Here is a 23,543-nt window from a genome sequence, read left to right on the forward strand (position 1 = left end):
GCTCGTCAGCTTGCGGCCGATGTCCTCGGCCTGCCGTCGGGAACCGCCGCAGCTCGGCGGCGAAGAGCAGGCGGGCTCCGTCGACCAGGGTGTAGATCGTCACGCCGGGCGCGGTGAAACGGGCGAACTCCAGCAGGGCCGGCAGCGGTTTCGGCTCGTCGAGCGGCGCGGAGTCGAACACGAACAGGTGCAGGTCCCAGTAGAGGAGGTCGAGGGGAGACGACGGCAGACCCAGGGTTTTCGCATATGTGTGGAGACCGATATATCTGGTCACCAATGCGACTATCGCCAGGCCCGCGAATACCGCACGCACCACGTAGCTCGCGGGAAAGGCCATAAATCCTCTTCCTTTGCTGGATGGCACGTGCCTTTATGAAAATAACCCGCCAAAAGGGGAGCGCTCCAGGCCCGCACTATGAAAGGTGTTGCCGTTCCGAGGCCGCCGGGCTCTTTCGCGTTACACCGGTTCGGAGGATGCTCTGCCTGAGATCCTTCGACGATCGACACGGAGGGCCCGGCGTTGACGGACGGGGTGTGGTCGGCGGATCGCGAGCGGCGCCTCGCGGTCGCGCAGAGGGGAAAGGTCCACGGAGGCAGACCGGTGTTCCTGCTGCACGGGACGCCTGGCAGCCGGATCGGCCCCCTTCCACGGGAAGGTCTGCTCTATCGGCTCGGCGTGCGGCTCATCACCTACGACCGCCCAGGGTACGGCGACTCCGACCGGCACGAGGGCCGCAGTGTGGGGGACGTCGCCGCGGACGTGGCCGCCATCGCGGACCACCTCGGCCTGGACCGTTTCGCGGTGGTGGGCCGCTCCGGCGGCGGGCCGCACGCGCTCGCCTGCGCCGCCCTGATCCCCCACCGGGTGACCCGGGCCGCGGTGCTCGTCGGGCTCGCCCCCCGGGAGGCGGAGGGCCTCGACTGGTTCGACGGCATGACCGAGGGCAACGTCGCGGAGTACATGACCGCCATGCAGGGGCGGGAGCGGCTCGCGGCGCGGCTCGGCCCGACCGCCGACGAGATCCGCGAGGACCCCGTACGGCTCGTGAACGCCCTCTACGACGAGCTGCCGGAGTCGGACAGGAGCGTCATCGCGGACGCCGGCATCCGGACGATGCTGGTGCAGAACTACGCGGAGGCCGTGCGGAACTCCGCGTACGGCTGGATCGACGACGCCATGGCCTTCTGCTCGCCGTGGGGGTTCGACCCCGCCGACATCAGGGTCCCCATTCTCCTGTGGCACGGCGAGGACGACGTGTTCTCACCGGTCAGCCACTCGCGCTGGCTGGCCAGGCGAATACCGACCGCCACGGTGCGGATCCAGCGGGGCGCGGCGCACTTCCACGCCCTGCATGTGCTGCCCGACCTGCTGGGCTGGCTCGCCAGGGACGGACGGGCGGCCTGATCACACGGGCAGCCTGGTCACCAGGGGAGGGGTTCCAGCTCGCGGTCGACGCGGCGCCAGTCCAGCACCGTGGCGAGGCTGTCGGCCGTCTGCAGGATGCGGGAGTGCGGGTCGGGCAGGAGCTCCTCCAGGCGGCGGCCGAGATTCAGCGCCCGGTCGAACTCACCCCGCCGCCACAGGTACCGCACGCGGTCGATCACGGGCGGAGGGCACGCAGCAGCGCGGCCGCCGCGTGCTGCTCGTCCAGCCGGAACAGGTCCAGCGCGGGCGGGTCGGCGTACGACTGCGGGAGCCGTAGGTCCGACACTCGGACGGGGACGAGATCGACCGACAGCGCGGCGGGGCCTCGGTGGCGCGCCACGTCTCCCGCGCCCGCCGCGCGCGCATGCGGGCCTGGTCAGTACGGCGGCGATTCACTTCTCCCACAACCGGTCCTCGGGGATGTAGCTCACGGTGACGTCGTTCGACAGCGCCGGGCGAACAGCTCCCGGTAGCTCAGCCGTAGGTCCTCGTTCAGCGGGGGAAGGGACGAGACCCGGCCTCCGGTGATGACGCTCGTGAGCCGCTCGTAGGCGGCCAGCAGCGAGCCGGGGGAACCGGGCGCGTCACCGAAGGTCGCGAGGGTCTCCTCGTACGCGTAGAACGGCTTGTAGGGGATCTCGACGGCCCGCCAGTAGCGGTTCGCCTGTTCCGGATCCATACCGGCGAGGAACCTATCGAACTGACTACGGGCGAACGCCCGGCCGAGGTCAAGCTTCTCCCTCGCCGCGTCGTCCACCCGCATCGGGATGGGCACAATCCTGATGTTGCGATCGGCGTAACGCCCGGCGATGTCCGCCCCTACCTGCACGGCACCCTCAATGCTCTGGTCGCTGAGCGTGAAGGCGAGGACCACGGTATCGGGGAACTGGACCGTGCAGATGTCGGCGATGTCGTTCAGGCCGTTGCGGCTGTCGATGAGTACGTAGTCGTAGCCGCGCAGCATGTCCTCCCGCAGGGCGTCGAGGAACTGCCCCCCGCCGAGTCGCTCGTAGAAGTCGTCCCAGTCGAAGGTGGACGCCAGCGAGGAGTAGTCGCGGTTCTGCCGCCCGGCCGGCAGGAAGTCGAGGGAGCCGCCGTCGGGGAAGTGGGGCCACTCGATCGGCACGACGTGTCGCCCCACGTCCGCGTACCGGGTGTGCCAGTCGGCGGGACGCGGGTCGGGACGGGTCGCGGCCCAGGCGAAGTCCTTGACCAGATCGATCACGCCGGCCGTGCCGCTGATCGCCTTCCCGTCCAGGAAGGGGCGGAAGAACCTGTGCAGGCCGGGAGACTCCAGGTCCCAGTCCACGACCAGCACGCGGTGGCCGTTGGAGGCGAGGATCCAGGCCGTGTTGGCCAGCGCCATCGTCCTCCCCGCCCCTCCCTTGTAGGAGTAGAAGGTAATGATGTGGCCGTTCTGGAACTGGCTCACTGCCTCCCCTGCCTCACTCCCGCCGCGTCGCGGGGCTCGGGGCCACGCGAGCGGGCGGCCGTGTCGGCCAGTTGCGTGGCGAACCGCCGCTCCATCGCCGGGAGCGCCCAGTCGGTGATCTGGCCGATTGTCTCTACCAGCCGTTCGAGTTCCTTCTTACCGAGGAGATCGCTGACAGAGAGCCACCCGTACGCGTCACACAGCAGCCGCTCGCGGCTCATGTCGCCGCCGGTGAGGTCGAGCAGATCGAGCAGCGCATCGAGCTGGGCGTGTGGATGCGCAGGTCGAGATCGCAGACACCCTCGACCGCCCGGCGGAGCGTACGCGAGAATCGCCGGAGCCGCTCGATTCCGGCGAGGAGGGGCTCGCCTCCGTGGAAGACGACGTGCGTCGTCTGAATCCGGTGCTCGGCGGCATGCTCCGCGATCCGATCCGCCACCCGGACGGCGGTGCCATCGGACATCACCATCGGTCGTCCCCGCCAGCTGGTGTCGGCGTGTTCGTACACATAGCAGTGATCGCAGGCCAGATCACACCTGCTCGCCACCTTGAGTACGAATTGCCGGAACGGCACGATGGATAGAGGTGACCGATTGAGACCCATTGGATTCATAGCCTCGGTTCTGTGAGCCCGACGGGTTGGGAAAGCGTTTATTTCGCCCTTGCGACGCCCTCCGGGCTGCGCGGGTATGTAGGTCCCCAGCGGATCGGCACCACTTCACGGCCGACCCTATGAGGAGTCATTCCCGCCGTCTAGTCGGTGACGGTCTGCCAGGCACTCCCGCACCCCTTTCTCGGCTGCGGTAAAGGATGGGTGGCCTTCCCCCACGCCCTGACGAGTCAGTCTCAGGGACTCTTCGTACAGTTGGAGGGCAGCAGTCGTGTCGCCGAGCAGGCGCATGACCCGCGCGAGGTTGTTCATGGATACGATGCTCGCGGGATGCGTCTCGCCCAGTACCTTGCGTCGCAGTGTGAGGACCTTCTGATGGAGCGTATGCGCCTCTTCCAGGTCTCCTCGCGCACGCGACACCTCCGCGAGGTTGTTCATCCAGACGAGATTGTCGGGATGCTCCTCTCCTAACAGCTCGCTTCCGACCCTTACTACCTTTGTGGCAAGAGTACGGGCAGTGGAGAGGTCGTGAAGACGCCGGCACACCTTGCCGAGGTTGTTCATTGCCATAAGAGTGTGGACGTTACGTTCACCGAGTGTGCGTAACCGTGTGGAAACGACCTGCTCGTATATGCGCCTTGCATGGGGAAGACGCTCATCCAGTTCCATGAGGACACCGCCCAGATCATTCATCGTCTGGATTGTGTCCGAGTGGTCCTCTCCGTAGTCGCGGCGGTAAACAGAGAGGATCTGCTCATAGAGGTCTTTTGCTTCGTTCAGATTTCCGAGTCCGTGAGTGACCTGGGCAAGACAGTTCGTCAGGCGCAGCAGGCGTGGGTCGGTGTCGGAGAGCGTCTCTTGGCCGATCCGCAGAGCTCGGCGGCACAGCTCTTCGGCCACCGCGTAGTCGCCGCTTCGGAACAGCCGAATGCCAAGCTCGCCGAAGAGTTGTGCGGCAAGAATCATCTCCTTTTTGCGAAATGTCACCCCTCCGTTCGCCAGGTAGGTCCAGACCTTCTCCGCATGGGGAAGCAGGGTGGCGGCGCGACTCCAACCGTCCGGGTCCCGCTCGTCTACCTGCACGCCCGCCCACAGGAGAGCCAAAGTGGCGTTCACCCAGCGTGAGACGCTCCAGGACGAGGACGAGTCTCTTCCCGGCAGAAATGTCGTCCGCAGGCCGCGTAACCACCGCAACCTGCGGTTCCCATCGGCTGTGATCCTGTCGCGGAGCACGTCTGAGATCAACTGGTGAACCCGGATGTGCTCTGCGGTGGCCGAGGTGAGAAGGGACGCCTGGAGGAGCGTCGCGATGGTCTCATCGAGGCCCACGACATCGGCACAGGCGTGCGCGAGCGCACGAGGAAGCACGGACGGGTTTATCGCAGGCAGGTTTCGAGGAACCTCCGCCGGCGCCATGAACGCGAGGACGCGAAGGAGTTGCATGGCTGCGAGATTGCGTCGCGCGACCCAGTCGAAGGAAAGCTCGAGAGTCGCCTCCACGCTGACGCGATTGAGGCCTGAACCCTGCCGAAGCAGGCGCGCCCGGCTGGAGTCGTAGCGCTGCAGGTAGTCGCGGAGACCGATGCCGGAGTCACGGCAGTAGGCGCCCGCCTGCTCCAGCGCGAGAGGCAGGCCCCCAAGCCTCGTCGCCAGTTCTTCAGAGGAGTCCTGGTCGGTGTCGCCGACGCGGTTGCGCAAGAACCGGGCGGCCTCTTCCTGTGGGAACACCTGTAGGAGCAGAGTCTCTGCAAGACGATCGAATTGTGGGTTCCTGGACGTTATGAGGACCTGACCGCCTGACGTGACGGGTACTAGATCCAGCAGGTCCTCGCAGGTCCTGGCGTCGTCGAATATGAGTAGCCATCCCTCCCGCTCGCTCAGTGACTCCACGACTTTCTTAGCTGTGGACTCGGCGGTGGGGGAGGACAGGTTCAGTTGGCGGCCGAGCTCTGCCAGGGAAGAGATCGCCGACGCTCGGCTACCCGCCGAAATCCGCCATCCCAGAGTGACCGACGAGCGTCGGCGCTGTGCGTAAGCGAGAGCGAGTTGCGTTTTTCCGACACCCCCCATGCCGCACAATAGAAGCGCTCGACCGCTTCCTCGCATCAATATCGTGCCGATTCTGCGAAACTCTGCTCTGCGATTGCTGAATTTCTTAACGGGCGCCGGGATATTCCATATCTGAGCGTCGGTGTCCGGGGCGGCCGTAGCTGGGGGAGGTGTATATTCGGCAGGCGCGTCGTGCCGTGTGCGCAGCTCCATCACCAGTACGGGAATCGCGAGCAGTATGCAGATGGGCCACGCTAGCCAAAGGTTCGATCGCCAGGAATCGGGAAGAGCATTCGAGGCGACGTTGGTCGTCGTCGGCAGCAAGACGACAGCGATGACCGATGTAGTCAAAACCCATGAGGTCCGACGACGTGGCAAGACCGGCTCCTTCGAACGCTCTTCCCAAGGGCGGCCTGCGCTGCCATCCCGCTCGTAGGCTACCCGTAGGAGGGCGCCCGTGACGAGGTTTTCGGACAAGCGCGAGAATTCCGGACCTAGTGAATCGAAGACCCCAATCGAAGGACAAGTAAATTATTTGGTTCGGTGGCCGTCCGGCAACTCCTCCCGAGGTATGTTGGTGTAAATGGCGATCGGCGTGTGCGGAACGGGGAAGTCGTTCATGGAATTCCTGCCAGTTGTGAGCCGGGGATCCTTTGGCGTCTGCGGTGGGGAAATGAGGCAAATGTTGTGCGCGGCCGATGTCCTGGGGCGAGTTGCGGTGCAGGCAGGGGGGCGGTTCTCCCCGTCGTCTGCATTGTGCTGTCGAGGCTTGCACCTGACGTATTGAAGGTTCCAGATAGGCTGACGGCGTGAGTGAGCCGCTGGTGCGGCGGATGCGGGAGTTCGGCACGACCGTGTTCGCCACGATGACGAAGCTGGCCGTGGAGACGGGCTCGATCAACCTGGGCCAGGGCTTCCCGGACACCGACGGGCCGGAGCGCATGCTGGAGCGCGCGGTCGAGGCCGTGCGGAGCGGCCTCAACCAATACCCGCCCGGGCCGGGCCTCCCCGAGCTGCGGCAGGCGGTCGCCGAGCACCGCAAGCAGTGGTACGGCCTGGCCTACGACCCCGACGGTGAGGTCCTCGTCACCGTCGGCGCCACCGAGGCCATCGCCGCGACGATCCTCGCGCTCTGCGAACCGGGTGACGAGGTGGTCGTCTTCGAGCCCTACTACGACTCCTACGCCGCGGCCGTCGCGCTCGCGGGGGCCGTGCGCAGGGCGGTCACGCTGCGCGTCGACGCGGGGCGGTTCACCTTCGACCCGGCCGAGCTGGAGGCCGCGATCACGCCTCGCACCCGGGCGATCCTGGTGAACTCGCCGCACAACCCGACCGGGACCGTGTTCACCCGCGAGGAGCTGGAGTGCGTCGCCCGCGTGTGCCGGGAGCACGACCTGATCGCGGTGACCGACGAGGTCTACGAGCACCTCACCTTCGACGGCGTCCAACATGTGCCGCTCGCCACGCTGCCCGGCATGCGCGAGCGCACGGTCATGATCTCCTCCGCGGGCAAGACCTTCAGCGTCACCGGCTGGAAGACCGGCTGGGTGTGCGCTCCGGCGCCGCTCGCGGGCGCCGTGCAGGCGGTCAAGCAGTTCCTCACCTTCACCGCGAACGCCCCCTGGCAGGCCGCGGTCGCGTACGCCCTGCGGGAGGAGATGGAGTGGGTCTCGGCCCAGCGGGCGGACCTGCAGGCCAAGCGGGACCGCCTCGTGGCGGGCCTGACGACGGCCGGTTTCGACGTGCTCCGGCCGGCCGGCACCTATTTCGTGCAGACCGACATACGGCCGCTCGGCTTCGAGGACGGGCTGGAGCTGGCCCGGCGGCTGCCCGAGCTGGCGGGGGTCGTGGCCATCCCGACCCAGGTCTTCTACGACCACCCCGCGCGGGGCCGTCACTTCCTGCGGTTCGCCTTCTGCAAGCGCGACGAGGTCATCGACGAGGCGGTGACCCGCCTGCGCCGCCTCGGCGACGATCGGGTTTGATGGCGGAGCGTCACCACTCCCATGCTCTCGGTTGATGGTATCAGTGTGATACCGCGCCGTAGGATGGAGGCATGGCCATGACGCTTCGCCTGACCGATGAGCAGACCGAGGCCCTCCGGCGGCGCGCCGAGAAGGAAGGCCGGAGCATGCAGCAGATCGTCGTCGCCGCGGTGGAGGAGTACCTCGCACGGCACACCGCCGATGAGGAAGTGCACCGCCTCGGTGTCGAGGCGGTGCGCCGCTGGAAGCCGGTGCTCGACCGCCTCGCCCAGTGACCCGCTATCTGACGGTCGAGCAGGATCTGGATCTGGCCGAACTGGCCGTTGAGGCCACACCCCAGCTCCGAGACCTCGGCCTGCTCGACTCGGCTGTGCACCGGCCGCAGGCGAGGATGTTCGACCAGGAGGCATACCCCGACCTTCTGGCGAAGGCCGCCGCGTTACTGCACTCACTGGCGATCAACCACCCCTTCATCGACGGGAACAAGCGGGTCGCCTGGGTCTCCACTGTGGTCTTCCTTGCCTACAACGGCGTGGAGGTGGACACGGATGACGACTCGGCCTACGACCTGGTGATCGCGGTCGCGTCGGGGAAGCTCACCGAGGTCGACGAGATCGCGGACGTGTTGCGGGGCTTCACCGCCTCCTGAGCAACCGGACCGTGCCGGTGGCGACGAGCGGGGTCGCCAGAGCCCTGCCGCCCGCCGCGGCCTGCAGACGGTCTGCGCCGGCCTCGCCGAAGATCGATGTCGTGCACGGACGCCACGAAGAACAGCAGCGGGATGCGCGGCACGAGCATCGGCCGGGACACCCGCTCGATCTGGTCGAACAGCGTGTGATGGGCCCGCCAGGCGAACCAGAGCATCAAGAAGGCCGTGAACGAAGGAGCCGAGGAACGCGCTCAGCCGCTGGAAGTCCTCACCTTCCGGGCGGGGGAACGCCCGGACTCCGGCGCGAACGGCCCCGGTGCTCGGTGCCGAGCTTGGTGAAATCTGCCCATGGATGCGGCAGGGGTGGGCGAGACTCGCCAATGAAGGCCCGGATGGGGCTGGATAGTTTCCGGGTGTGGGCGGACGCGTACTGATCGCACTCGGCGGCAACGCCATGACGGCTCCCGACGGGAGCGCGTCCCCGGCCGACCAGCAGCGGGCGATCGGCGAGGCGATGGCCCATGTGGCGGCGTTCAGCAGGGCCGGGCACGAGGTGGTGCTCACCCACGGCAACGGCCCCCAGGTCGGCAACCTCCTGCTGAAGAACCAGCTCGCCGCCCACGTCGTGCCGCCCGTCCCGCTCGACTGGTGCGTGGCCCAGACGCAGGGCACGATCGGCACGCTCATCATGAACGCCCTGCAGCGCGAGCTGGGGCACGCCCGGGTGGCGGCGATCGTCACCCGCACGCTCGTGGACCCGGCCGACCCGGCGTTCCAGGACCCCGTCAAGCCGATCGGGCGGTACTTCGGAGAGGACGAGGCGCGCCGCTTCGAGGGGCACGGCCAGGTTTGGCGGCGGTTCGACCGCGGGTGGCGGCGGGTGGTCGCCTCGCCGCGGCCCGTGGAGATCCCCGACGCCCCCGCCGCCGTCGCGCTCATCGACGCCGGATTCACCGTCGTCGCCGCGGGAGGCGGGGGAGTGCCGGTCGTACGCGGGGAGGACGGCACGCTGACCGGAATCGAGGCCGTGATCGACAAGGACCTCGCCGCCGCCGCGCTGGCGGTGGCCGTCGGCGCCACCGATCTCGTGATCGCGACGGACGTGCCGAACGCCGCCGTGGACTTCGGCACGGCCCGCGCCCGCCCGATCGGGGAGATCGACGTCGCCGCCCTGCGCGAGTTGCAGGCGGCCGGTCACTTCGCCGGCGGCAGCATGGGGCCCAAGGTCGAGGCCGCCCTGCGTTTCGCCGAGGAGACCGGGGGACGGTCCGTGATCACCTCGCTGCACCACATCGGTGCCGCGCTGTCAGGAAATATCGGTACGAGGGTGTACAGAGGGGTGGAGAGATAGTGCCGGATCCGATCGAGGTACGGAAGGTCCCCATCGAGAGCGTCACCGACGCCTCCGGGCTGGCGAGGCTGATCGACGACGGCGTGATCGAGGCCGACCGCGTGCTGGCCGTGATCGGCAAGACCGAGGGCAACGGCGGCGTGAACGACTACACGCGGATCCTGGCCGACCGTGCCTTCCGCGAGGTGCTCGTGGCCAAGGGCACGCGCACCGCCGAGGAAGCCGCGCAGGTGCCCCTGGTGTGGTCCGGCGGCACCGACGGCGTGCTCAGCCCGCACGCGACGATCTTCGCGACCGTCGATCCCGCCACGGCCGTGCGGACCGACGAGCCGCGGGTGAGCGTCGGCGTGGCGATGAGCGAGGTGATCCTCCCCGAGGACATCGGCAGGCCCGCCATGGTCGAGAAGGTGGCCGCCGGGGTGCGTGAGGCGATGAAGATCGCCGGCATCGACGACCCGGCCGACGTCCACTACGTGCAGACCAAGACGCCGCTGCTCACGCTGTCCACGATCACCGACGCCAAGGAGCGCGGCCAGACGGTCGTCACCGAGGACACGTTGAAGTCGATGGACATCTCCAACTCCACCACGGCCCTCGGCATCGCGGTCGCGCTCGGTGAGATCGAGATGCCTTCGGCCGAGCAGATCCACAAGGACCTGTCGCTCTACTCGTCGGTCGCCTCGTGCTCCAGCGGTGTCGAGCTCGACCGGGCCCAGATCGTCGTGGTGGGCAACGTACGCGGGATCGGCGGGCGCTACCGCGCCGGACACTCGGTCATGAAGGACGCCCTGGACACCGAGGGGATCTGGGAGGCCATCCGCGGCGCGGGCGTCGACCTGCCGGAGCGCCCGCACCCGGACGACCTCGGCGACCGGCTGGTCAACCTGTTCATCAAGTGCGAGGCCGACCCGTCGGGCCGCGTACGCGGGCGGCGCAACATCATGCTCGACGACTCCGACGTCCACTGGCACCGCCAGATCAAGGCGACCGTCGGCGGGGTGGCGGCGAGCGTGACCGGCGACCCGGCCGTGTTCGTCTCCGTGGCGGCGGTCCACCAGGGCCCGTCCGGCGGAGGCCCGGTGATCGCCATCGCGGACCTGGGCTGACACCCCCAGCGGCCCCCGGGGGTAGGGTCGGGAGACGTGCCATCGATTCCGCAGCCCCTGCGCCCCGACGACGACGGCGGCACCGACGCGTCCGTCGCGTCGGCGCTGGCGGCGTTCCAGACCGGCACGGCGACCGCGGCCGACGTCCTGGCGGCGCTCGCCGGGACCAGGCTGCTCGTGCCCGTGGTCGCGCTGCTCACCGAGTCGGAGGTGGGGGAGCACGGCCTGCGCCAGGAGAAGGAGAGCGAGATGGCCCTCCCGAAACTGGTCGGCAAGGACGGCCGTGAGGCCGTGCTCGCCTTCACCGGGACCGAGCCGATGCGCAGGTGGCGCGCGGACGCCCGGCCGGTGCAGGCCACCGCCCCGCAGGTCTGCCAGGCGGCGCGGCACGAGAGCGCCGCCGCCGTGGTGGTGGACGTGGCCGGGCCGGTCCCGTTCGTGATCGAGGGCGGCATGCTGCAGGCCCTCGCCACGGTGGAGGAGGCCAAGAGGGACGCCTCCGCGGTGGACCGCCTCGCCCGCGAGGTGCCGGGCGCCATGGTGGCCCGTCTGGGGACCGCGGAGGAGAAGCGCCGCGGCCGCTGGTGGAGCCGCCGCCGCGCGTGACCCCTCCTGTGGCGTTACCGGAAGGGATTGCGCCCGGTGACCGTCAGGTAGAGCGGGAAGAAGACGACCCACAGGATGAGGCATCCCAGAAACCACGCCTGGGGCGTCGCGATCCGGACGGACCCGAGGGTGAAGACCGCGGGGTCGCCCCGCTTGAGATGCTCTTTGGCGTCCGTGTAAACCCAGGCGTCGGCCGTCAACGCCACGACCAGGACGAGAAGCGGCACCAGTGCGGTCAGGGACGGGTCTGTCATCCCGCCCTCCTTCCGGCCTCATCGGAGAGGGGCTCGCGATCAGCGTACTGGCCGCGGCCTTTCGCCGTCTCGTCACCGGGTCGGCCTTCCCGGAGCCGAACTCGGCGAGGGGAGCCGCATACGTTGTCCACAGGCGGGCCCGTGCCCGGAACGAGGCCGGGCGAGGGGCATTAGTGTCGGCCGGGTGTCCCTTGTCGTCCTCGTCGCCGTCCTCGGATTGATCGCCGGCGCGTACGCGCGGGCCGCCGCCGCCGGATTCGACGCGGAGCCGGGCGATCAGCGCGAGAGCCGCCGCGGGGAGGCGAGGGGGGCCTTCGCCGCCGCGGCCCGTGCCGTGCCGCTGCCCCGCCCGCCGTACGCGGTCGAGGCCGCGACCGCGCTGGCCGCGGCGCTGGTGGCCTGGCGCGTCCACGACGGCTGGGTGCTCGCCGCCTGGCTGTACGCGGTGGCCGCGGGGGCCGCGCTCGCGGAGATCGACAGGAGAACCTGGCGGCTGCCCGACGCGATCACGCTGCCGTCGTACCCGATCCTGCTGGCCCTGCTCGCGCCGTCGGGCCGCCTGCTGCCCGCGGTGGCGTCGGGCTGCGCGCTCGGCGCGGTCTACGCCGTGCTGTGGTTCGCCCGCCCCACGGGCCTCGGGCTCGGCGACGTGAAGCTGGCCGGGCTGATCGGCCTGCTCACCGGCGCGCTCGGCGTGCAGGCCACGGTGGTCGCCGGGATGGCGGGCCAGGTCCTCGGCGCGCTGTACGCCGTGGGGCTGCTCCTGGCTCGTAGAGCCACCCGCACGACCGAGTTCCCGTTCGGCCCGTTCATGCTCGCGGGGGCGCTCGTGGCGGTGGCTTTCCCCGGGGCTTCCCCCGGTGGGTAGCACGTGTGGTTTTCCGGTCTGGGGGATCCGCGTACAGTCATGGGGGTGTCAGGGGGACGCCGCAGTCGGGCGCACATGGAAGACTTGTCACCATGCTGCGCTGGTTGACTGCCGGGGAGTCGCACGGCCCCGAGCTTCTCGCGATCCTGGAAGGCCTGCCCGCCGGGGTGGAGGTGACCACCGCCGACCTCGCAGAGGCGCTGCGCCGCCGCCGCCTCGGATACGGCCGCGGGGCGCGGATGAAGTTCGAGCAGGACGAGGTGACGATCTCCGGAGGCGTACGGCACGGCCGCACGCTCGGCTCGCCCGTCGCGATCCGCATCGGCAACACCGAGTGGCCGAAGTGGGAGACCGTGATGGCCGCCGATCCGGTGGCCCCCGAGTTGCTGGAGGGCCAGGCGCGCAACGCGCCGCGGTCGCGGCCCCGCCCCGGCCACGCGGACCTCGCCGGCATGCAGAAGTACGGCTTCGACGACGCGCGGCCGGTGCTCGACCGGGCCAGCGCCCGGGAGACCGCCGCCCGGGTGGCGCTCGGCCAGGTCGCCCGCTCCTTCCTCAAGCAGGCCCTCGGCGTCGACATCGTCAGCCACGTGGTCTCGATCGGCGAGGCCGTCGCGCCCCACGACGTGCTCCCCGGCCCCGGCGACATGGAGTCCGTGGACGCCGACCCGGTGCGCTGCGTCGACCCGGCCGCGAGCGCGGCGATGATCGCCGAGATCGACAAGGCGCACAAGGACGGCGACACCCTCGGCGGCGTGGTCGAGGTCGTCGTCTACGGCCTGCCGCCGGGCCTCGGCAGCTACACCCACTGGGACCGGCGCCTCGACGCCCGCCTCGCCGGGGCGCTCATGGGCATCCAGGCGATCAAGGGGGTCGCGGTCGGCGACGGCTTCGAGACCGCCCGCCGTCCCGGCTCGCGGGCCCACGACGAGATCGAGAACACCCCCGAGGGTGTGCGCCGGATGACCAACCGGGCCGGCGGCGTCGAGGGCGGCATGACCAACGGCGAGCCGCTGCGGGTCAGCGCCGCGATGAAGCCGATCTCCACCGTGCCCCGCGCGCTCGCCACGGTCGACGTGCTGACCGGCGAGCCGGCCAAGGCGCACCACGAGCGCTCGGACGTCTGCGCGGTTCCGGCCGCCGCGATCGTCGCCGAGGCGATGGTGGCGCTGGTGCTCGCGGACGCGGCCGTCGAGAAGTTCGGCGGCGACTCCGTCGAAGAGGTCGCGCGCAACCTGGCGGGCTACCTGTCGTCCCTGGTCATCAAGTAATAGGGTTTGTGATCATGCAATCGGCGTCCCAAGGCCCCGCCGCGGTCCTCATCGGCCCGCCCGGCTCGGGCAAGTCCACGGTCGGGCGGCTCCTCGCGGACCGCCTCGGCCTCCCGTTCCGCGACACCGACGCCGACGTCGAGGCCCTCGCCGGCAAGACCGTCAGCGACGTGTTCGTGGAGGACGGCGAGGAGCGGTTCCGCGAGCTGGAGGCGCAGGCCGTGCGCGACGCGCTGGAGACGCACCCCGGCGTGCTCGCGCTCGGCGGCGGCGCGATCCTGCACGAGCACACCCAGAAGCTGCTGTCCGGCCACCGGGTCGTGTACCTCCAGGTCGGGCTCGACCAGGCGGTCAAGCGGGTCGGCCTCGCCTCGGCCCGGCCGCTGCTGGTGCTGAACCCGCGCAGCCGGCTCAGGCAGCTGATGGAGCAGCGCCGGCCGATCTACGAGGGCCTCGCCGCGATCACCGTCGCCACCGACGGCCGCGAGCCCGAGGACGTGGTGACCGAGATCGAGGCGGCGCTGTGACCGCGACACGCATCACCGTGCGGGGCGAAAGCCCGTACGACGTCGTCGTCGGCACCGATGTGCTGCCGGAGCTGCCGGGCCTGCTGGACACCAAGGTGCGCACGGTCGCCGTGATCCACCCCGCCGGGCTGCCCGAGATCGCCAGGCCGGTGCGCGAGACCCTGGAGGGCGCCGGGTTCGAGGTCGTCGCCCTGCCCGTGCCGGACGGCGAGGAGGCCAAGTCCGTCCACGTGGCGGCCGAGCTGTGGTCGGCGTTCGGGCGGTACGGCATCACGCGTTCCGACGCGGTCGTCGGCGTCGGCGGCGGGGCGACCACCGACCTCGCCGGGTTCGTGGCCGCGACGTGGCTGCGCGGCGTCCAGGTCGTGCAGGTGCCGACCACGCTGCTGGCCATGGTGGACGCGGCGGTCGGCGGCAAGACCGGCATCAACACGCCCGAGGGCAAGAACCTGGTCGGGTCCTTCCACCCGCCGAAGGGCGTGCTGTGCGACCTGGCCACGCTGGCGAGCGTGCCGCGCGAGGACTACGTCGCCGGCCTCGCCGAGATCATCAAGGGCGGCTTCATCGCCGACCCCACGATCCTCATGCTCATTGAGGACGATCCCGCCGCCGCCCGCACCCCCGAAGGCGAGCACACCCGCGAGCTGGTCGAGCGCAAGATCCGGGTGAAGGCCGACGTCGTCGGGGCGGACCTGCGCGAAAGCGGCCTCCGGGAGATCCTCAACTACGGCCACACCCTCGCCCACGCCATCGAGCGGGTCGAGGACTACCACATCAGGCATGGTGAGGCCGTGGCCATCGGGCTGGTCTACGCCGCCGAGCTGTCCCGGCTCGACGGCCGCGTCGGCCGCGACGTCGTGGACCGCACGCGCTCGATCCTCGAGTCGGTCGGGCTGCCCACCTCCTACCGCGCCGACGCCTGGCCGCGGCTGCGCGAGCACATGCGGGTGGACAAGAAGGCCAGGGGAGCGGTGCTGCGGTTCGTCGTGCTCGACGACATCGGCAGGCCCGCCCGCCTGGAGAACCCCGCCGAGGAACTGCTCGAAGCCGCGTACCGGGAGGTCGCCCGATGAGGCAGGTGCTTGTCCTGAACGGGCCCAACCTGGGCCGTCTCGGCAGCCGGGAGCCCGACGTCTACGGCGCGCAGACCTTCGACGACCTGGCGGCCCTGTGCCGCGAGACCGGCCGCGAGATGGGCCTGTCGGTGGAGGTCAGGCAGACCGACGACGAGGCCGAGCTGGTGAGCTGGATCCACGAGGCGGCCGACAGCAGGACCCCCGTGGTCCTCAACCCCGCCGCCTTCACCCACTATTCGTACGCGTTGCGCGACGCGATCGCGCAGCGTACGGCTCCGCTGGTCGAGGTGCACATCTCCAACCCGAACGCGCGGGAGGAGTTCCGCCACACCTCGGTCGTGGCGGCGGTGGCCACCGGGACGATCGCGGGGTTCGGCATGCGGTCGTACGAGCTCGCGCTGCGTGCGATCGCCGGCATGGGCGAGTGACGAAAGAAGGGATCATGGGCTACCGGTCGTATGTGGCGGTCGGAGACAGCTTCACCGAGGGGCTCAACGACCCCCTCCCGGGCGCGCCCCCTGCGGCGCCGGGGGAGGTGCTCCGCTACCGGGGCTGGGCGGACCGGGTCGCCGAGCGGCTCGCCTTACTCGAGCCGGACTTCCGCTACGCCAACCTCGCGGTGCGGGGGAAGCTGATCGACCAGATCGTCGCCGACCAGGTGCCCGTGGCCGTCGGGCTGAAGCCCGACCTGATCAGCTTCTGCGCGGGCGGCAACGACCTCATCCGCCCCGGCGCCGACCCCGACCAAATGGCCAAGAAGCTGGCCGCCGCCGTACGCGACCTGAGGGCCACGGGCGCGGACGTCGTGCTGTTCACCGGCACCGACCCCCGGGACACCCCGATCATGCGCCGGGTGCGCGGCAAGTTCGCGATCTTCTTCATGCACGTCCGCTCGATCGCCGACCTGTACGGCTGCCACCTGGTGGACATGTGGTCGATGCAGGGATTGCGGGACTGGCGGGCCTGGAGCGACGACCGGCTGCACATGAACGCCGAGGGCCACCGCCTGGTCGCGGCCCGGGTCCTGCACGTGCTGGGCGTGCCCGGCGAGGACGACTGGCGCAAGACATGGCCGCCCCGGGAGCAGGTGGACCCGAGGGCCAAGCGCCGCGAGGACGTGCAGTGGCTCACGGAGCACTTCGGCCCGTGGATCGGGCGGCGCCTTCGCGGCACGTCCTCCGGCGACGGTCTCGCCCCCAAGCGGCCCGATCTCAGCCCGCTGCCCCCGATCCCCTCTCCCTGATCCGGGCCCGCGCCGCGCCGGCAGCGGGTAGCCACCAGCGTGCTCGCATCGGCGTCTACCGCGCCGTGCCGATCTGCGCCGTCGCGCGGCGCAGGCTTCGTGATGTCCAGAGCGGGCAGTCCGGATCGCCTTCGGCCTCCTCGGCGGTGACCCAGAGGAATCCCTCCACCTCCTCCGCAGAGGCGACCACGGGCTGGGCGTGAGGCGGCATCGTTCCGCGGAAGACCACGTTGACAACGGGGTCGCCGTCGTCGGTCACGAAGAACCCGCTCTCCACGTAGGAGAGTCCGGCTCCCGTGAGATCGACTCCGATCTCCTCGGCGACCTCGCGTCGTGCCGTCTCCTCGAGCACGTCGAGTCCCGCGCCGTCGACCTCGACCTTGCCGCCTACGCCGGCGAGCATGCCGGGCGCGTGCGCCTCCTGCGCGCCCCTCCGGATGAGCAGCCATCGGCCGTCGCGCTCCAAGAAGACCTCGACGTTCACGACGAAGGCCGGTCTGCCGCCTCGGGTGAGGCACACCGGCGTGGCAGGGGCGTCAGCGCTCATGCCCCCGCACTCTACGCGCGGTTCCGGGCCGCACGCCCTGCCCCAGGCACAGACATACCTCGGTCCGTTGTGCGACGAGCGGACATCGCGCCAGGCTCCTGCCGCACGACCACCGGAAGTCGAGAAGGGGAGTGACGATGGCGTGGAAGCGATGGCGCGCGCCCCGGCGCGGACGCGCGCATCTACGCGAAGGCGGCGTGCCGGGTAAGCCGGTGGGTCACGGCGAACGGCGGGCCGCAGGCCGTGCTCGACCTCATCCGGCGCCTGAACGCGGGGGAGACGTTCGGCACGGTCACGAAAATGTGACCAGACCCGGCCGGGCCCCTCGTGGCCGGAGGCGGGACGCCGAGGTGACTGCCGGGGTTCGGCCCGGCCGAGGTGCGTGTGGTGCCGGAGCCCGAGCCGCTGCGGTGGTGGGGCCGACCCTCGCCCTCTCGTGAAAGCGGTTTCAGACACGTACGCTCTGATTATGCGGGTATGCGATCTGCGGATATATCCCCTCAAGTCTGCTGCCGGTCTGTCCCAAGAGAGCGGTTTCGTCGAGCAGTGGGGGTTGGCGGGCGACCGCCGCTGGGCGGTGATCGGCGAGGACGGGGACAACCTCTGGCTCGGCGAGTTCCCCCGCATGATCACCGTGACCGCCCGCAATCTCGACGGGGGCGGGCTGGCGCTGTCGGCGCCCGGCATGCCCGATCTGACCGTCCCTCCGGCCGCCGGGCCGAGCGTGCCGGTCGGGTTCACCGGGCTGGACCGTGCGGTGACCGCCGATCCGCGGGCCGACGAGTGGTTCACCCGGCTGCTCGGCCGGACGGCGCGGCTGGTGTGGCTGGACGATCCGCGCCGCCGGTCGATCGACCCGGCGCACGGCGGGCTGCCGGGGGAGGTCGTGAGCTTCGCCTGGGACGCGCCGCTGCTGCTGGCCTCCCTGTCGTCGCTGCGCCTGCTGGACGAGTGGATCGCGAAGGAGGCCGCCGAGCGGGGAGAGGAGCCCCCGGGGCCGCTCGAAATGGCCCGCTTCCGGCCGAGCGCCGTCGTCGACGGCGCGGAGCCGTACGCGGAGGACGGCTGGCGGGAGGTCCGCATCGGAGAGGTGGAGTTCCGGGTGTCGGAGCTGTGCGACAGGTGCGCGGTCACCACCATCGACCCCGCCAGCGCCCTCAAGGGCAAGGAGCCGCTCCGCACGCTCGCCCGGCACCGCAAGTGGGACGGCAGGACCTGGTTCGGCATCCGCGTCGTCCCCCGCAACACCGGCACGATCCGCGTCGGGGACCCCGTCGTCCCCCTGGCCTGACCTCCGCGGCGCGCGGTGACGGGGCCGGCCCGGCTCAGGAGCCGGCGGTGAGGCGGCGCAGCGCGTCGCGGACCTTCGCGGGGTCGGTGGTGCGCCAGAAGGGCGGCAGCGAGTTGAGCAGGAACCCGCTGTAACGGGCGGTGGCGAGCCTCGGATCGAGCACGGCGACGACGCCCCGGTCGTCCATCGACCGCAGCAGCCGGCCCGCGCCCTGCGCCAGCAGCAGCGCGGCGTGGGTGGCCGCCACCGCCATGAAGCCGTTGCCCCCCGTGGCCGCCACATGCCGCTGCCGGGCGGAAGCGAGCGGGTCGTCGGGACGCGGGAACGGGATCCTGTCGATGATCACCAGGGTCAGTGAGGGGCCCGGCACGTCGACGCCCTGCCACAGGGACAGCGTGCCGAACAGGCAGGTGGCGGGGTCGCCCGCGAACTGCTTGACGAGCTGCGAGGTCGAGTCGTCGCCCTGGCACAGCAGCGGCACGTCGAGCCGCTCGCGCAGCGCCTCCGTGGCGGCCTTCGCGGCCCGCATGGAGGAGAACAGGCCGAGCGTCCGGCCGCCGGCCGCCTCGATGAGCTCGGCGATCTCGTCGACGTACGCCTCGGGCAGGCCGTCGCGGCCGGGCTGGGGGAGATGCGTGGCGACGTAGAGGATGCCGCGGCGCGGGTGGTCGAACGGCGAGCCGACGTCGAGGCCGGTCCAGTCCCCGGCCGGCAGGCCCCACTGACGGGCCAGGCTGTCGAACGAGCCGCCGAGCGCGAGCGTGGCGCTGGTGAGGACGACGGTCCGGTCGCCGAACAGCTTGTCGCGCAGCATGCCGCCGACCGACAGCGGCGCCACCCGCAGGGCGGGGGGAACGCGCCCGCGCCCCTCCTCCAGCCAGACGACCTCCGCCCGGTGGACCTCCTCGGACCGGGCGTCTCCCGTGCCGCCGCCGTTCGCGCCGCGCTCCGAATCCCGTGAGTCCCCGGTGTCCTCCGCGTCGTCTTCGGCCTCGTCGCCGCCGGCCGCCGGTCCGAAGGCGTCGAGCATCCGCTGGGCGGTGTCGTGCACCTCGTCCAGCGCGGTGAAGGCGGCCTTGCGCAGCCCGGCGTTCTCCGGGTCGTCCTTGTCCTTGTTGCGTGGCCCGAGGGCCGTGATGCAGGCGAAGGCGGCGTCGCGCACCAGCGCGAGCGTCATCCCGAGCGACCCCGGCAGCGTGTCGACGCGGCCGGGCGGGGCGACGGTCAGCAGGGCGCGCAGGTCCTCGCCCGCCTCCTGGAGCCGGTCGGCCACCCCCTGCTCGATGAGCCGCCCGGCCCGGCGCGCGGCGAGGCTCACGGTGCTCTCCGACAGCTCCCCGGTGACCACCGACGTCACCCGGTCGACCAGCTCGTGCGCCTCGTCCACCACGACCACGTCGTGCTCGGGCAGGACGGCGAAATCCTCCATGGCGTCGATCGCCAGCAGCGCGTGGTTGGTCACCACGATGTCGGCCTCGCCCGCGCGCTCCCGCGCGAGCTCGGCGAAGCAGTCGGCGCCGCTGGGGCACCGCTGGACCCCCAGGCACTCGCGGGCGGTCACGGAGAACTGCCGCCAGGCCTGGTCGCTCACGCCGGGCACGATCTCGTCGCGGTCGCCGGTCTCGGTCTCGTTGGCCCACTCCTGGATACGCTGCACCATCCGGCCGGTGGCGCTGACCTCACGCGGGTCGAAGAGCTGGTCGTCCTCGTCCTCGGGCATCCCGTCGGCCATCTTGTGGCGGCACAGGTAGTTGCGGCGGCCCTTCAGGATCGCGAACTCGGGGCGGTGCGGCAGCAGGCTCTCGAGCGCGTCGGCCAGCCGGGGCAGGTCGCGATCGACCAGCTGGCGTTGCAGCGCGATCGTGGCGGTGGACACCACCACGGCCTCGCCGCTCTCGGCCGCGTGCCTGATCGCGGGCACGAGGTAGGCCAGCGACTTGCCGGTGCCGGTGCCGGCCTGCACCGCGAGGTGCTCCTCGCTCTCGACGGCGTCGCGCACCGCCTGTGCCATCTTGACCTGGCCCGGGCGCTCCACGCCGCCCACTGCGGTCACCGCGGCGGTGAGGAGTTCTTCGACGGGCGGAAGCTCAGGACGGTCCTTGGGCACGGAAGAACGCTACCCGGTGCGACCGACATCCTGTGCGTGTCCGCCTCACCACATCCTGGCGTTCCAGGAACTCCCTCCCGGCGCGCATGGCACACTGAGATGTCAGTGCTCTCAAGGTCAACGGCGATCTACCCAGTGAGGTCGAAAAGGGACGAAACGGAAGTTTCGCGAGGGTTCCCGAGATCGAGTGGACGGAAAAGGGCAGGTAAAGGCACTATGTCTGCCATGTCGGAAGTTGTCCCACTGCCATCGTTCGGCGAGGTGTTCTTCGACGCACGAGGTCAGGACCGCGTGCTCCGGGTCACGTGGCACGACGGCACGCTGGTGCTGAGCCTGTGGCGGGGCGAGATGTGCACGGCCAGTTTCCGCATGCCCATGGACGATGTGGGGCGGCTGATCGACACCCTGGACGAGGGTTTCGCCGAGGCGGGCGGCGAGGAGCAGGACGCCGGGACGGGACCGTTCCCCCAGCAGGGGATGGCGGGCCAGGACGGCTACGCCCCCCAGGAGGCGTATCCCGCGCACCCGCAGGACCAGGGGCAGGACGCCTACGCGACCCAGGTCCACGACCCGTACGCCACGCAGGTCCACGACCCGTACGCGGCCGAATCCCAGGACGCGTACGCGAGGGCCCAGGACGCCTACGCCGTGCCCGACGCGTACGCGGGGCAGCCCGGTGACGGATACGCGGTGCAGGACCCCTACGGCGCACCCCAAAACGCACCTCATAACGCGCCCCAGATCCCGTACGGCCAGGCCAGGGACGGGTACGCCGCCGATGAGGGCCACGCCGCCGCGCCCGACGGCTACGGCCAGGTCCCGGACGGGTACGGCATGGCCCGCGACGGCTACGCGCAGGGCGAGAACGGGTACGTCGCCCGGGACCGCCGCGGGACGCACGACGCCGGGTTCCCCGAGCAGCCCGCCCAGCCCGACTACGAGTACCGGGACTATCCCGGCCCCGATTATCCGGGTACAGGGCAGTACGCCCGTCCGCCGGTGCCGCCGCCCGCCCCGGCCCCCGAGGCCTACCCCGCGCCGGCCGCGCTCGGCCCCAACGACGTGCTCGTCGCCCGGGGCACGCCGACCCAGGACCGCCTCGTCGCCTCCTCGGCCCAGACCGGTCCGCAGCCGGTCTACCCCTCGGCCCCGCAGCCCCCGGGCGCGCAGCCGGTGGGGCAACACCCCGGGGCGGTCGACCCGAGCGATCCCCTCGGCCTCGGCGCGGTCCGGCCGTACGTGAACGAGCAGTACGCGAACGAGCAGTACGTGAGCGAGCCGCCGCTCTACACCACGGGAGAGCGCCTGCGGCCGGACCAGTGGCCGGCCGGCCAGGCCCCGGACCAGCACGCCGAGCACGAGCGCCGCGGGAGGCGGCGCGGCGGGCAGCCCTCCACGGACTCCCCGATCCCGTGGTCGGACGAGGACGAGGAAGGCTGGGAGAATTCGCGAGGGTGGTGAGGGCCCCGGTCATCGGGAGTTCCAGCTGTAAGTAACCTCGTCGTCTGATGGACACATCAACGGCACTGCAGTTCCTCCTGCTCCCGGCCGGCGCTCTCGGCGTCGCCGCCCTGGCCAGATGGCGCGACTGGTCGGCCCCCCTGATCCTGGTGGTGGCCGGGCTGGCCGCCTCCTACGTGCCGGGGGTTCCCGACTACAGCCTCGACCCCCACATCGTTCTGGTGGTCTTCCTGCCGCCGATGCTCTACTCGGCGGCGCTGGACAGCTCATACCTGCGGCTGCGCGACGCCGCCAGGCCCGTCGGCCTCCTGGCCGTCGGGCTCGTCCTGGTGACGACCCTGGTGGTCGGCTTCGTCGCGCACGCCATGGTCCCCCAGCTTCCGCTCGCCGCGGCCTTCGCGCTCGGCGCGATCGTCGCCCCTCCCGACGCGGTGTCGGCGGTCGCCATCGGACGCAGGCTCGGCCTGCCGAGACGGGCGCTGACCATCCTCGTGGGCGAGAGCCTGTTCAACGACGCCACGGCGCTGACCGCCTACAGGGTCGCGGTCGGCGCGGTGACCGGCGCCGCCGCCGGACTGCTCGACATCGGCGGGCAGTTCCTCCTGTCCGCCGGCCTCGGCGTGGCGATCGGCCTCGCCATCGCGTACCTCGCGGGGTTCGCGCTGCGGCGGCTCGGCGACGCGCTGATCGCCAACGGGGTCTCGCTGCTCGTGCCGTACGCCGCCTACCTCGCGGCCGAGGCCGTGCACGCCTCCGGCGTGATCGCCGTCGTGATCGTCGGCATCTACCTGGGCCACGAGCTCAGCCGGACGACGTACGGCACGCGGCTGCTGTCGAACGCGGTGTGGAAGGTCGTCGACCTGGTTCTGGAGTCGATCGTGTTCGCCCTGATCGGGCTGCAGCTGCGCCCGATCATCGCCGGGCTGGGCGGCGAGCGGCCCGGGGCGCTGGCGACGTACGCGATCGTGCTGTTCCTGGTGGTCGTCCTCGTGCGGATCGCGTGGGTGCCGCCCAGCACCTACCTGCCGCGGATGCTGTCGAAGCGGGTGCGCGCCCGGGAGCCCAAGACGCCGTCCTGGCAGAACGTGATGCTGACGAGCTGGGCGGGCATGCGCGGGGTGGTGTCGCTGGCCGCGGCCTTCGCCCTGCCCGAGAACTTCCCCCAGCGCAACCTGCTGCTGTTCCTGACGTTCGCGATCGTCGTGGGCACGCTGATCGTCCACGGGCTTTCGTTCCCCTGGCTGATCAGGCGGCTGGGCGTCTCCACCGCCCCGGAGCGGTACGCCGACGACCTCGCGGAGGCGGGCGCCCAGCAGGCCGCCGCGGCCGCGGCTCTGGCGCGGCTGGAGGAGCTCACCTCCGACGGCGTGCTGGACGTCCACGAAGAGGTCGTCGACCAGTTGCGCACCCGCTCCGAGCGCCGGGCCCTGCACGCCTGGGAACGGCTCGGCGGCGGCACCGGCGCCGAGGGCGAGGAGACGCCCGCCTCGCTCTACCGGCGGCTGCGCCGCGAGATGCTCGCCGCCGAACGCGAGGTGTTCGTGCGGCTGCGCGACGAGCGGCGCATCGACGACGAGGTCCTCCACCGGGTCATGCAGGAGCTCGACTTCGAGGAGGCGACGCTCGAACGCGGCTGAGCGGGCTCAGGGCTCGGCGCTCAGGGCTCGGCGCTCATGACACGGCG

General features: G+C 70.8%; 26 protein-coding genes. 16 read left to right on the top strand and 10 right to left on the bottom strand.

Going from position 1 to position 23,543, the window contains the following annotated elements; all coding sequences use genetic code 11:
* Positions 1 to 520: 520 nt before the first annotated feature.
* Entirely contained in the window at positions 521 to 1,405 is an 885-nt protein-coding gene (locus ACQEVJ_RS13200; protein WP_433100613.1) for an alpha/beta fold hydrolase, read from the top strand.
* 17 nt (positions 1,406 to 1,422) lie between these two features.
* Here the strand turns inward: ACQEVJ_RS13200 and ACQEVJ_RS13205 are convergent, their stop codons facing one another.
* The 6 genes from ACQEVJ_RS13205 to ACQEVJ_RS13230 all read right to left on the bottom strand — a co-directional run bounded on the left by ACQEVJ_RS13205 (position 1,423) and on the right by ACQEVJ_RS13230 (position 5,730).
* Entirely contained in the window at positions 1,423 to 1,605 is a 183-nt protein-coding gene (locus tag ACQEVJ_RS13205) for a hypothetical protein (RefSeq protein WP_433100615.1), read from the bottom strand.
* Positions 1,602 to 1,766 carry a hypothetical protein gene (locus ACQEVJ_RS13210; protein WP_433100617.1) on the bottom strand — a complete coding sequence of 55 codons (165 nt, stop codon included), beginning with the start codon at positions 1,764 to 1,766 and terminating at the stop codon, positions 1,602 to 1,604. The genes ACQEVJ_RS13205 and ACQEVJ_RS13210 overlap by 4 nt, the downstream gene beginning before the upstream one ends.
* A gap of 87 nt (positions 1,767 to 1,853) precedes the next feature.
* Positions 1,854 to 2,858: a tyrosine-protein kinase family protein gene (locus tag ACQEVJ_RS13215; protein WP_433100618.1), complete on the bottom strand. Its 1,005-nt coding sequence runs from the start codon at positions 2,856 to 2,858 to the stop codon at positions 1,854 to 1,856.
* The gene (locus ACQEVJ_RS13220) at positions 2,855 to 3,079 is read right to left on the bottom strand and encodes a hypothetical protein (protein ID WP_433100620.1); all 225 of its coding nucleotides are present in this window, start codon (positions 3,077 to 3,079) and stop codon (positions 2,855 to 2,857) included. The genes ACQEVJ_RS13215 and ACQEVJ_RS13220 overlap by 4 nt, the downstream gene beginning before the upstream one ends.
* On the bottom strand, positions 3,076 to 3,471 hold the full coding sequence (locus tag ACQEVJ_RS13225) for a radical SAM protein (RefSeq protein WP_433100622.1): 396 nt from the start codon (positions 3,469 to 3,471) through the stop codon (positions 3,076 to 3,078). Before ACQEVJ_RS13225 ends, ACQEVJ_RS13220 begins: the two co-directional genes overlap by 4 nt.
* 117 nt (positions 3,472 to 3,588) lie before the next feature.
* Positions 3,589 to 5,730, bottom strand: coding sequence for a tetratricopeptide repeat protein (locus ACQEVJ_RS13230; RefSeq protein WP_433100623.1), 2,142 nt, complete (start codon positions 5,728 to 5,730; stop codon positions 3,589 to 3,591).
* 596 nt (positions 5,731 to 6,326) lie between these two features.
* Here ACQEVJ_RS13230 and ACQEVJ_RS13235 point away from each other — a divergent pair.
* The 3 genes from ACQEVJ_RS13235 (at position 6,327) to ACQEVJ_RS13245 (ending at position 8,151) form a co-directional block, all read left to right on the top strand.
* Positions 6,327 to 7,502: a pyridoxal phosphate-dependent aminotransferase gene (locus tag ACQEVJ_RS13235; RefSeq protein ID WP_433100624.1), complete on the top strand. Its 1,176-nt coding sequence runs from the start codon at positions 6,327 to 6,329 to the stop codon at positions 7,500 to 7,502.
* A gap of 71 nt (positions 7,503 to 7,573) precedes the next feature.
* A complete protein-coding gene (locus tag ACQEVJ_RS13240) occupies positions 7,574 to 7,777 on the top strand; it encodes a ribbon-helix-helix protein, CopG family (RefSeq protein ID WP_076434728.1) in 204 nt (67 codons plus the stop codon).
* Positions 7,774 to 8,151 (top strand): type II toxin-antitoxin system death-on-curing family toxin, encoded by a 378-nt coding sequence (locus tag ACQEVJ_RS13245; RefSeq protein ID WP_433100626.1) that lies wholly within the window; start codon positions 7,774 to 7,776, stop codon positions 8,149 to 8,151. The genes ACQEVJ_RS13240 and ACQEVJ_RS13245 overlap by 4 nt, the downstream gene beginning before the upstream one ends.
* On the opposite strand, the gene ACQEVJ_RS13250 is transcribed toward ACQEVJ_RS13245, so the two are convergent.
* Positions 8,064 to 8,366, bottom strand: coding sequence for a hypothetical protein (locus ACQEVJ_RS13250; protein ID WP_433100628.1), 303 nt, complete (start codon positions 8,364 to 8,366; stop codon positions 8,064 to 8,066). The genes ACQEVJ_RS13245 and ACQEVJ_RS13250 overlap by 88 nt on opposite strands.
* Before the next feature lie 200 nt (positions 8,367 to 8,566).
* Between ACQEVJ_RS13250 and ACQEVJ_RS13255 the strand changes: the two genes are divergently transcribed.
* From ACQEVJ_RS13255 to ACQEVJ_RS13265, 3 genes are read left to right on the top strand one after another with little or no spacing between them, the layout of a single operon-like run.
* Positions 8,567 to 9,502: a carbamate kinase gene (locus ACQEVJ_RS13255; RefSeq protein WP_433100629.1), complete on the top strand. Its 936-nt coding sequence runs from the start codon at positions 8,567 to 8,569 to the stop codon at positions 9,500 to 9,502.
* Positions 9,502 to 10,608 (top strand): ring-opening amidohydrolase, encoded by a 1,107-nt coding sequence (locus ACQEVJ_RS13260; protein WP_433100631.1) that lies wholly within the window; start codon positions 9,502 to 9,504, stop codon positions 10,606 to 10,608. Before ACQEVJ_RS13255 ends, ACQEVJ_RS13260 begins: the two co-directional genes overlap by 1 nt.
* 36 nt (positions 10,609 to 10,644) lie before the next feature.
* Complete coding sequence (locus ACQEVJ_RS13265; RefSeq protein WP_433100633.1) at positions 10,645 to 11,214, top strand: SseB family protein; 570 nt, start codon at positions 10,645 to 10,647, stop codon at positions 11,212 to 11,214.
* Between the two features lie 14 nt (positions 11,215 to 11,228).
* Here the strand turns inward: ACQEVJ_RS13265 and ACQEVJ_RS13270 are convergent, their stop codons facing one another.
* Entirely contained in the window at positions 11,229 to 11,468 is a 240-nt protein-coding gene (locus ACQEVJ_RS13270; protein ID WP_433100635.1) for a hypothetical protein, read from the bottom strand.
* A gap of 184 nt (positions 11,469 to 11,652) precedes the next feature.
* Here ACQEVJ_RS13270 and ACQEVJ_RS13275 point away from each other — a divergent pair, with 184 nt between their 5' ends.
* The 6 genes from ACQEVJ_RS13275 to ACQEVJ_RS13300 all read left to right on the top strand — a co-directional run bounded on the left by ACQEVJ_RS13275 (position 11,653) and on the right by ACQEVJ_RS13300 (position 16,453).
* Positions 11,653 to 12,336 carry a prepilin peptidase gene (locus ACQEVJ_RS13275; RefSeq protein ID WP_433100637.1) on the top strand — a complete coding sequence of 228 codons (684 nt, stop codon included), beginning with the start codon at positions 11,653 to 11,655 and terminating at the stop codon, positions 12,334 to 12,336.
* Between the two features lie 92 nt (positions 12,337 to 12,428).
* Positions 12,429 to 13,607, top strand: a complete 1,179-nt coding sequence (gene aroC / locus ACQEVJ_RS13280; RefSeq protein ID WP_433100639.1) for a chorismate synthase — start codon at positions 12,429 to 12,431, stop codon at positions 13,605 to 13,607.
* A gap of 14 nt (positions 13,608 to 13,621) precedes the next feature.
* Complete coding sequence (locus tag ACQEVJ_RS13285) at positions 13,622 to 14,134, top strand: shikimate kinase (RefSeq protein ID WP_433100641.1); 513 nt, start codon at positions 13,622 to 13,624, stop codon at positions 14,132 to 14,134.
* Positions 14,131 to 15,207 carry a 3-dehydroquinate synthase gene (aroB, locus tag ACQEVJ_RS13290; protein ID WP_433100643.1) on the top strand — a complete coding sequence of 359 codons (1,077 nt, stop codon included), beginning with the start codon at positions 14,131 to 14,133 and terminating at the stop codon, positions 15,205 to 15,207. Before ACQEVJ_RS13285 ends, aroB begins: the two co-directional genes overlap by 4 nt.
* Complete coding sequence (aroQ, locus tag ACQEVJ_RS13295) at positions 15,204 to 15,638, top strand: type II 3-dehydroquinate dehydratase (protein WP_433100645.1); 435 nt, start codon at positions 15,204 to 15,206, stop codon at positions 15,636 to 15,638. The genes aroB and aroQ overlap by 4 nt, the downstream gene beginning before the upstream one ends.
* 14 nt (positions 15,639 to 15,652) lie before the next feature.
* Positions 15,653 to 16,453 (top strand): SGNH/GDSL hydrolase family protein, encoded by an 801-nt coding sequence (locus ACQEVJ_RS13300; RefSeq protein ID WP_433100647.1) that lies wholly within the window; start codon positions 15,653 to 15,655, stop codon positions 16,451 to 16,453.
* Positions 16,454 to 16,508: 55 nt separating this feature from the next.
* Here the strand turns inward: ACQEVJ_RS13300 and ACQEVJ_RS13305 are convergent, their stop codons facing one another.
* Entirely contained in the window at positions 16,509 to 17,000 is a 492-nt protein-coding gene (locus ACQEVJ_RS13305; RefSeq protein WP_433100649.1) for an NUDIX hydrolase, read from the bottom strand.
* Between the two features lie 469 nt (positions 17,001 to 17,469).
* On the opposite strand from ACQEVJ_RS13305, the gene ACQEVJ_RS13310 reads away from it, so the two are divergent.
* Entirely contained in the window at positions 17,470 to 18,291 is an 822-nt protein-coding gene (locus ACQEVJ_RS13310) for an MOSC domain-containing protein (protein ID WP_433100651.1), read from the top strand.
* Between the two features lie 34 nt (positions 18,292 to 18,325).
* On the opposite strand, the gene ACQEVJ_RS13315 is transcribed toward ACQEVJ_RS13310, so the two are convergent.
* Entirely contained in the window at positions 18,326 to 20,398 is a 2,073-nt protein-coding gene (locus ACQEVJ_RS13315; protein WP_433100653.1) for an ATP-dependent DNA helicase, read from the bottom strand.
* Positions 20,399 to 20,623: 225 nt separating this feature from the next.
* Here ACQEVJ_RS13315 and ACQEVJ_RS13320 point away from each other — a divergent pair, with 225 nt between their 5' ends.
* Both ACQEVJ_RS13320 and ACQEVJ_RS13325 read left to right on the top strand, forming a co-directional pair.
* Positions 20,624 to 21,859 carry a hypothetical protein gene (locus ACQEVJ_RS13320; protein ID WP_433100655.1) on the top strand — a complete coding sequence of 412 codons (1,236 nt, stop codon included), beginning with the start codon at positions 20,624 to 20,626 and terminating at the stop codon, positions 21,857 to 21,859.
* Between the two features lie 47 nt (positions 21,860 to 21,906).
* Entirely contained in the window at positions 21,907 to 23,496 is a 1,590-nt protein-coding gene (locus ACQEVJ_RS13325) for a Na+/H+ antiporter (protein WP_433100656.1), read from the top strand.
* Positions 23,497 to 23,543: the final 47 nt, after the last annotated feature.

The organism is Microbispora sp. CA-102843, assembly GCF_050936215.1.
Lineage (GTDB): Bacteria > Actinomycetota > Actinomycetes > Streptosporangiales > Streptosporangiaceae > Microbispora.

Coding starts and splice junctions, on each gene's coding strand:
- ACQEVJ_RS13220 (WP_433100620.1), bottom strand. CDS start 3,079: ATGAGCCGCGAGCGGCTGCTGTGTGACGCGTACGGGTGGCTCTCTGTC.
- ACQEVJ_RS13225 (WP_433100622.1), bottom strand. CDS start 3,471: ATGAATCCAATGGGTCTCAATCGGTCACCTCTATCCATCGTGCCGTTC.
- ACQEVJ_RS13230 (WP_433100623.1), bottom strand. CDS start 5,730: ATGGAGCTGCGCACACGGCACGACGCGCCTGCCGAATATACACCTCCC.
- ACQEVJ_RS13240 (WP_076434728.1), top strand. CDS start 7,574: ATGGCCATGACGCTTCGCCTGACCGATGAGCAGACCGAGGCCCTCCGG.
- ACQEVJ_RS13250 (WP_433100628.1), bottom strand. CDS start 8,366: ATGCTCTGGTTCGCCTGGCGGGCCCATCACACGCTGTTCGACCAGATC.
- ACQEVJ_RS13270 (WP_433100635.1), bottom strand. CDS start 11,468: ATGACAGACCCGTCCCTGACCGCACTGGTGCCGCTTCTCGTCCTGGTC.
- aroC (WP_433100639.1), top strand. CDS start 12,429: ATGCTGCGCTGGTTGACTGCCGGGGAGTCGCACGGCCCCGAGCTTCTC.
- ACQEVJ_RS13285 (WP_433100641.1), top strand. CDS start 13,622: ATGCAATCGGCGTCCCAAGGCCCCGCCGCGGTCCTCATCGGCCCGCCC.
- aroQ (WP_433100645.1), top strand. CDS start 15,204: ATGAGGCAGGTGCTTGTCCTGAACGGGCCCAACCTGGGCCGTCTCGGC.
- ACQEVJ_RS13300 (WP_433100647.1), top strand. CDS start 15,653: ATGGGCTACCGGTCGTATGTGGCGGTCGGAGACAGCTTCACCGAGGGG.
- ACQEVJ_RS13305 (WP_433100649.1), bottom strand. CDS start 17,000: ATGAGCGCTGACGCCCCTGCCACGCCGGTGTGCCTCACCCGAGGCGGC.
- ACQEVJ_RS13310 (WP_433100651.1), top strand. CDS start 17,470: ATGCGGGTATGCGATCTGCGGATATATCCCCTCAAGTCTGCTGCCGGT.
- ACQEVJ_RS13320 (WP_433100655.1), top strand. CDS start 20,624: ATGTCGGAAGTTGTCCCACTGCCATCGTTCGGCGAGGTGTTCTTCGAC.
- ACQEVJ_RS13325 (WP_433100656.1), top strand. CDS start 21,907: ATGGACACATCAACGGCACTGCAGTTCCTCCTGCTCCCGGCCGGCGCT.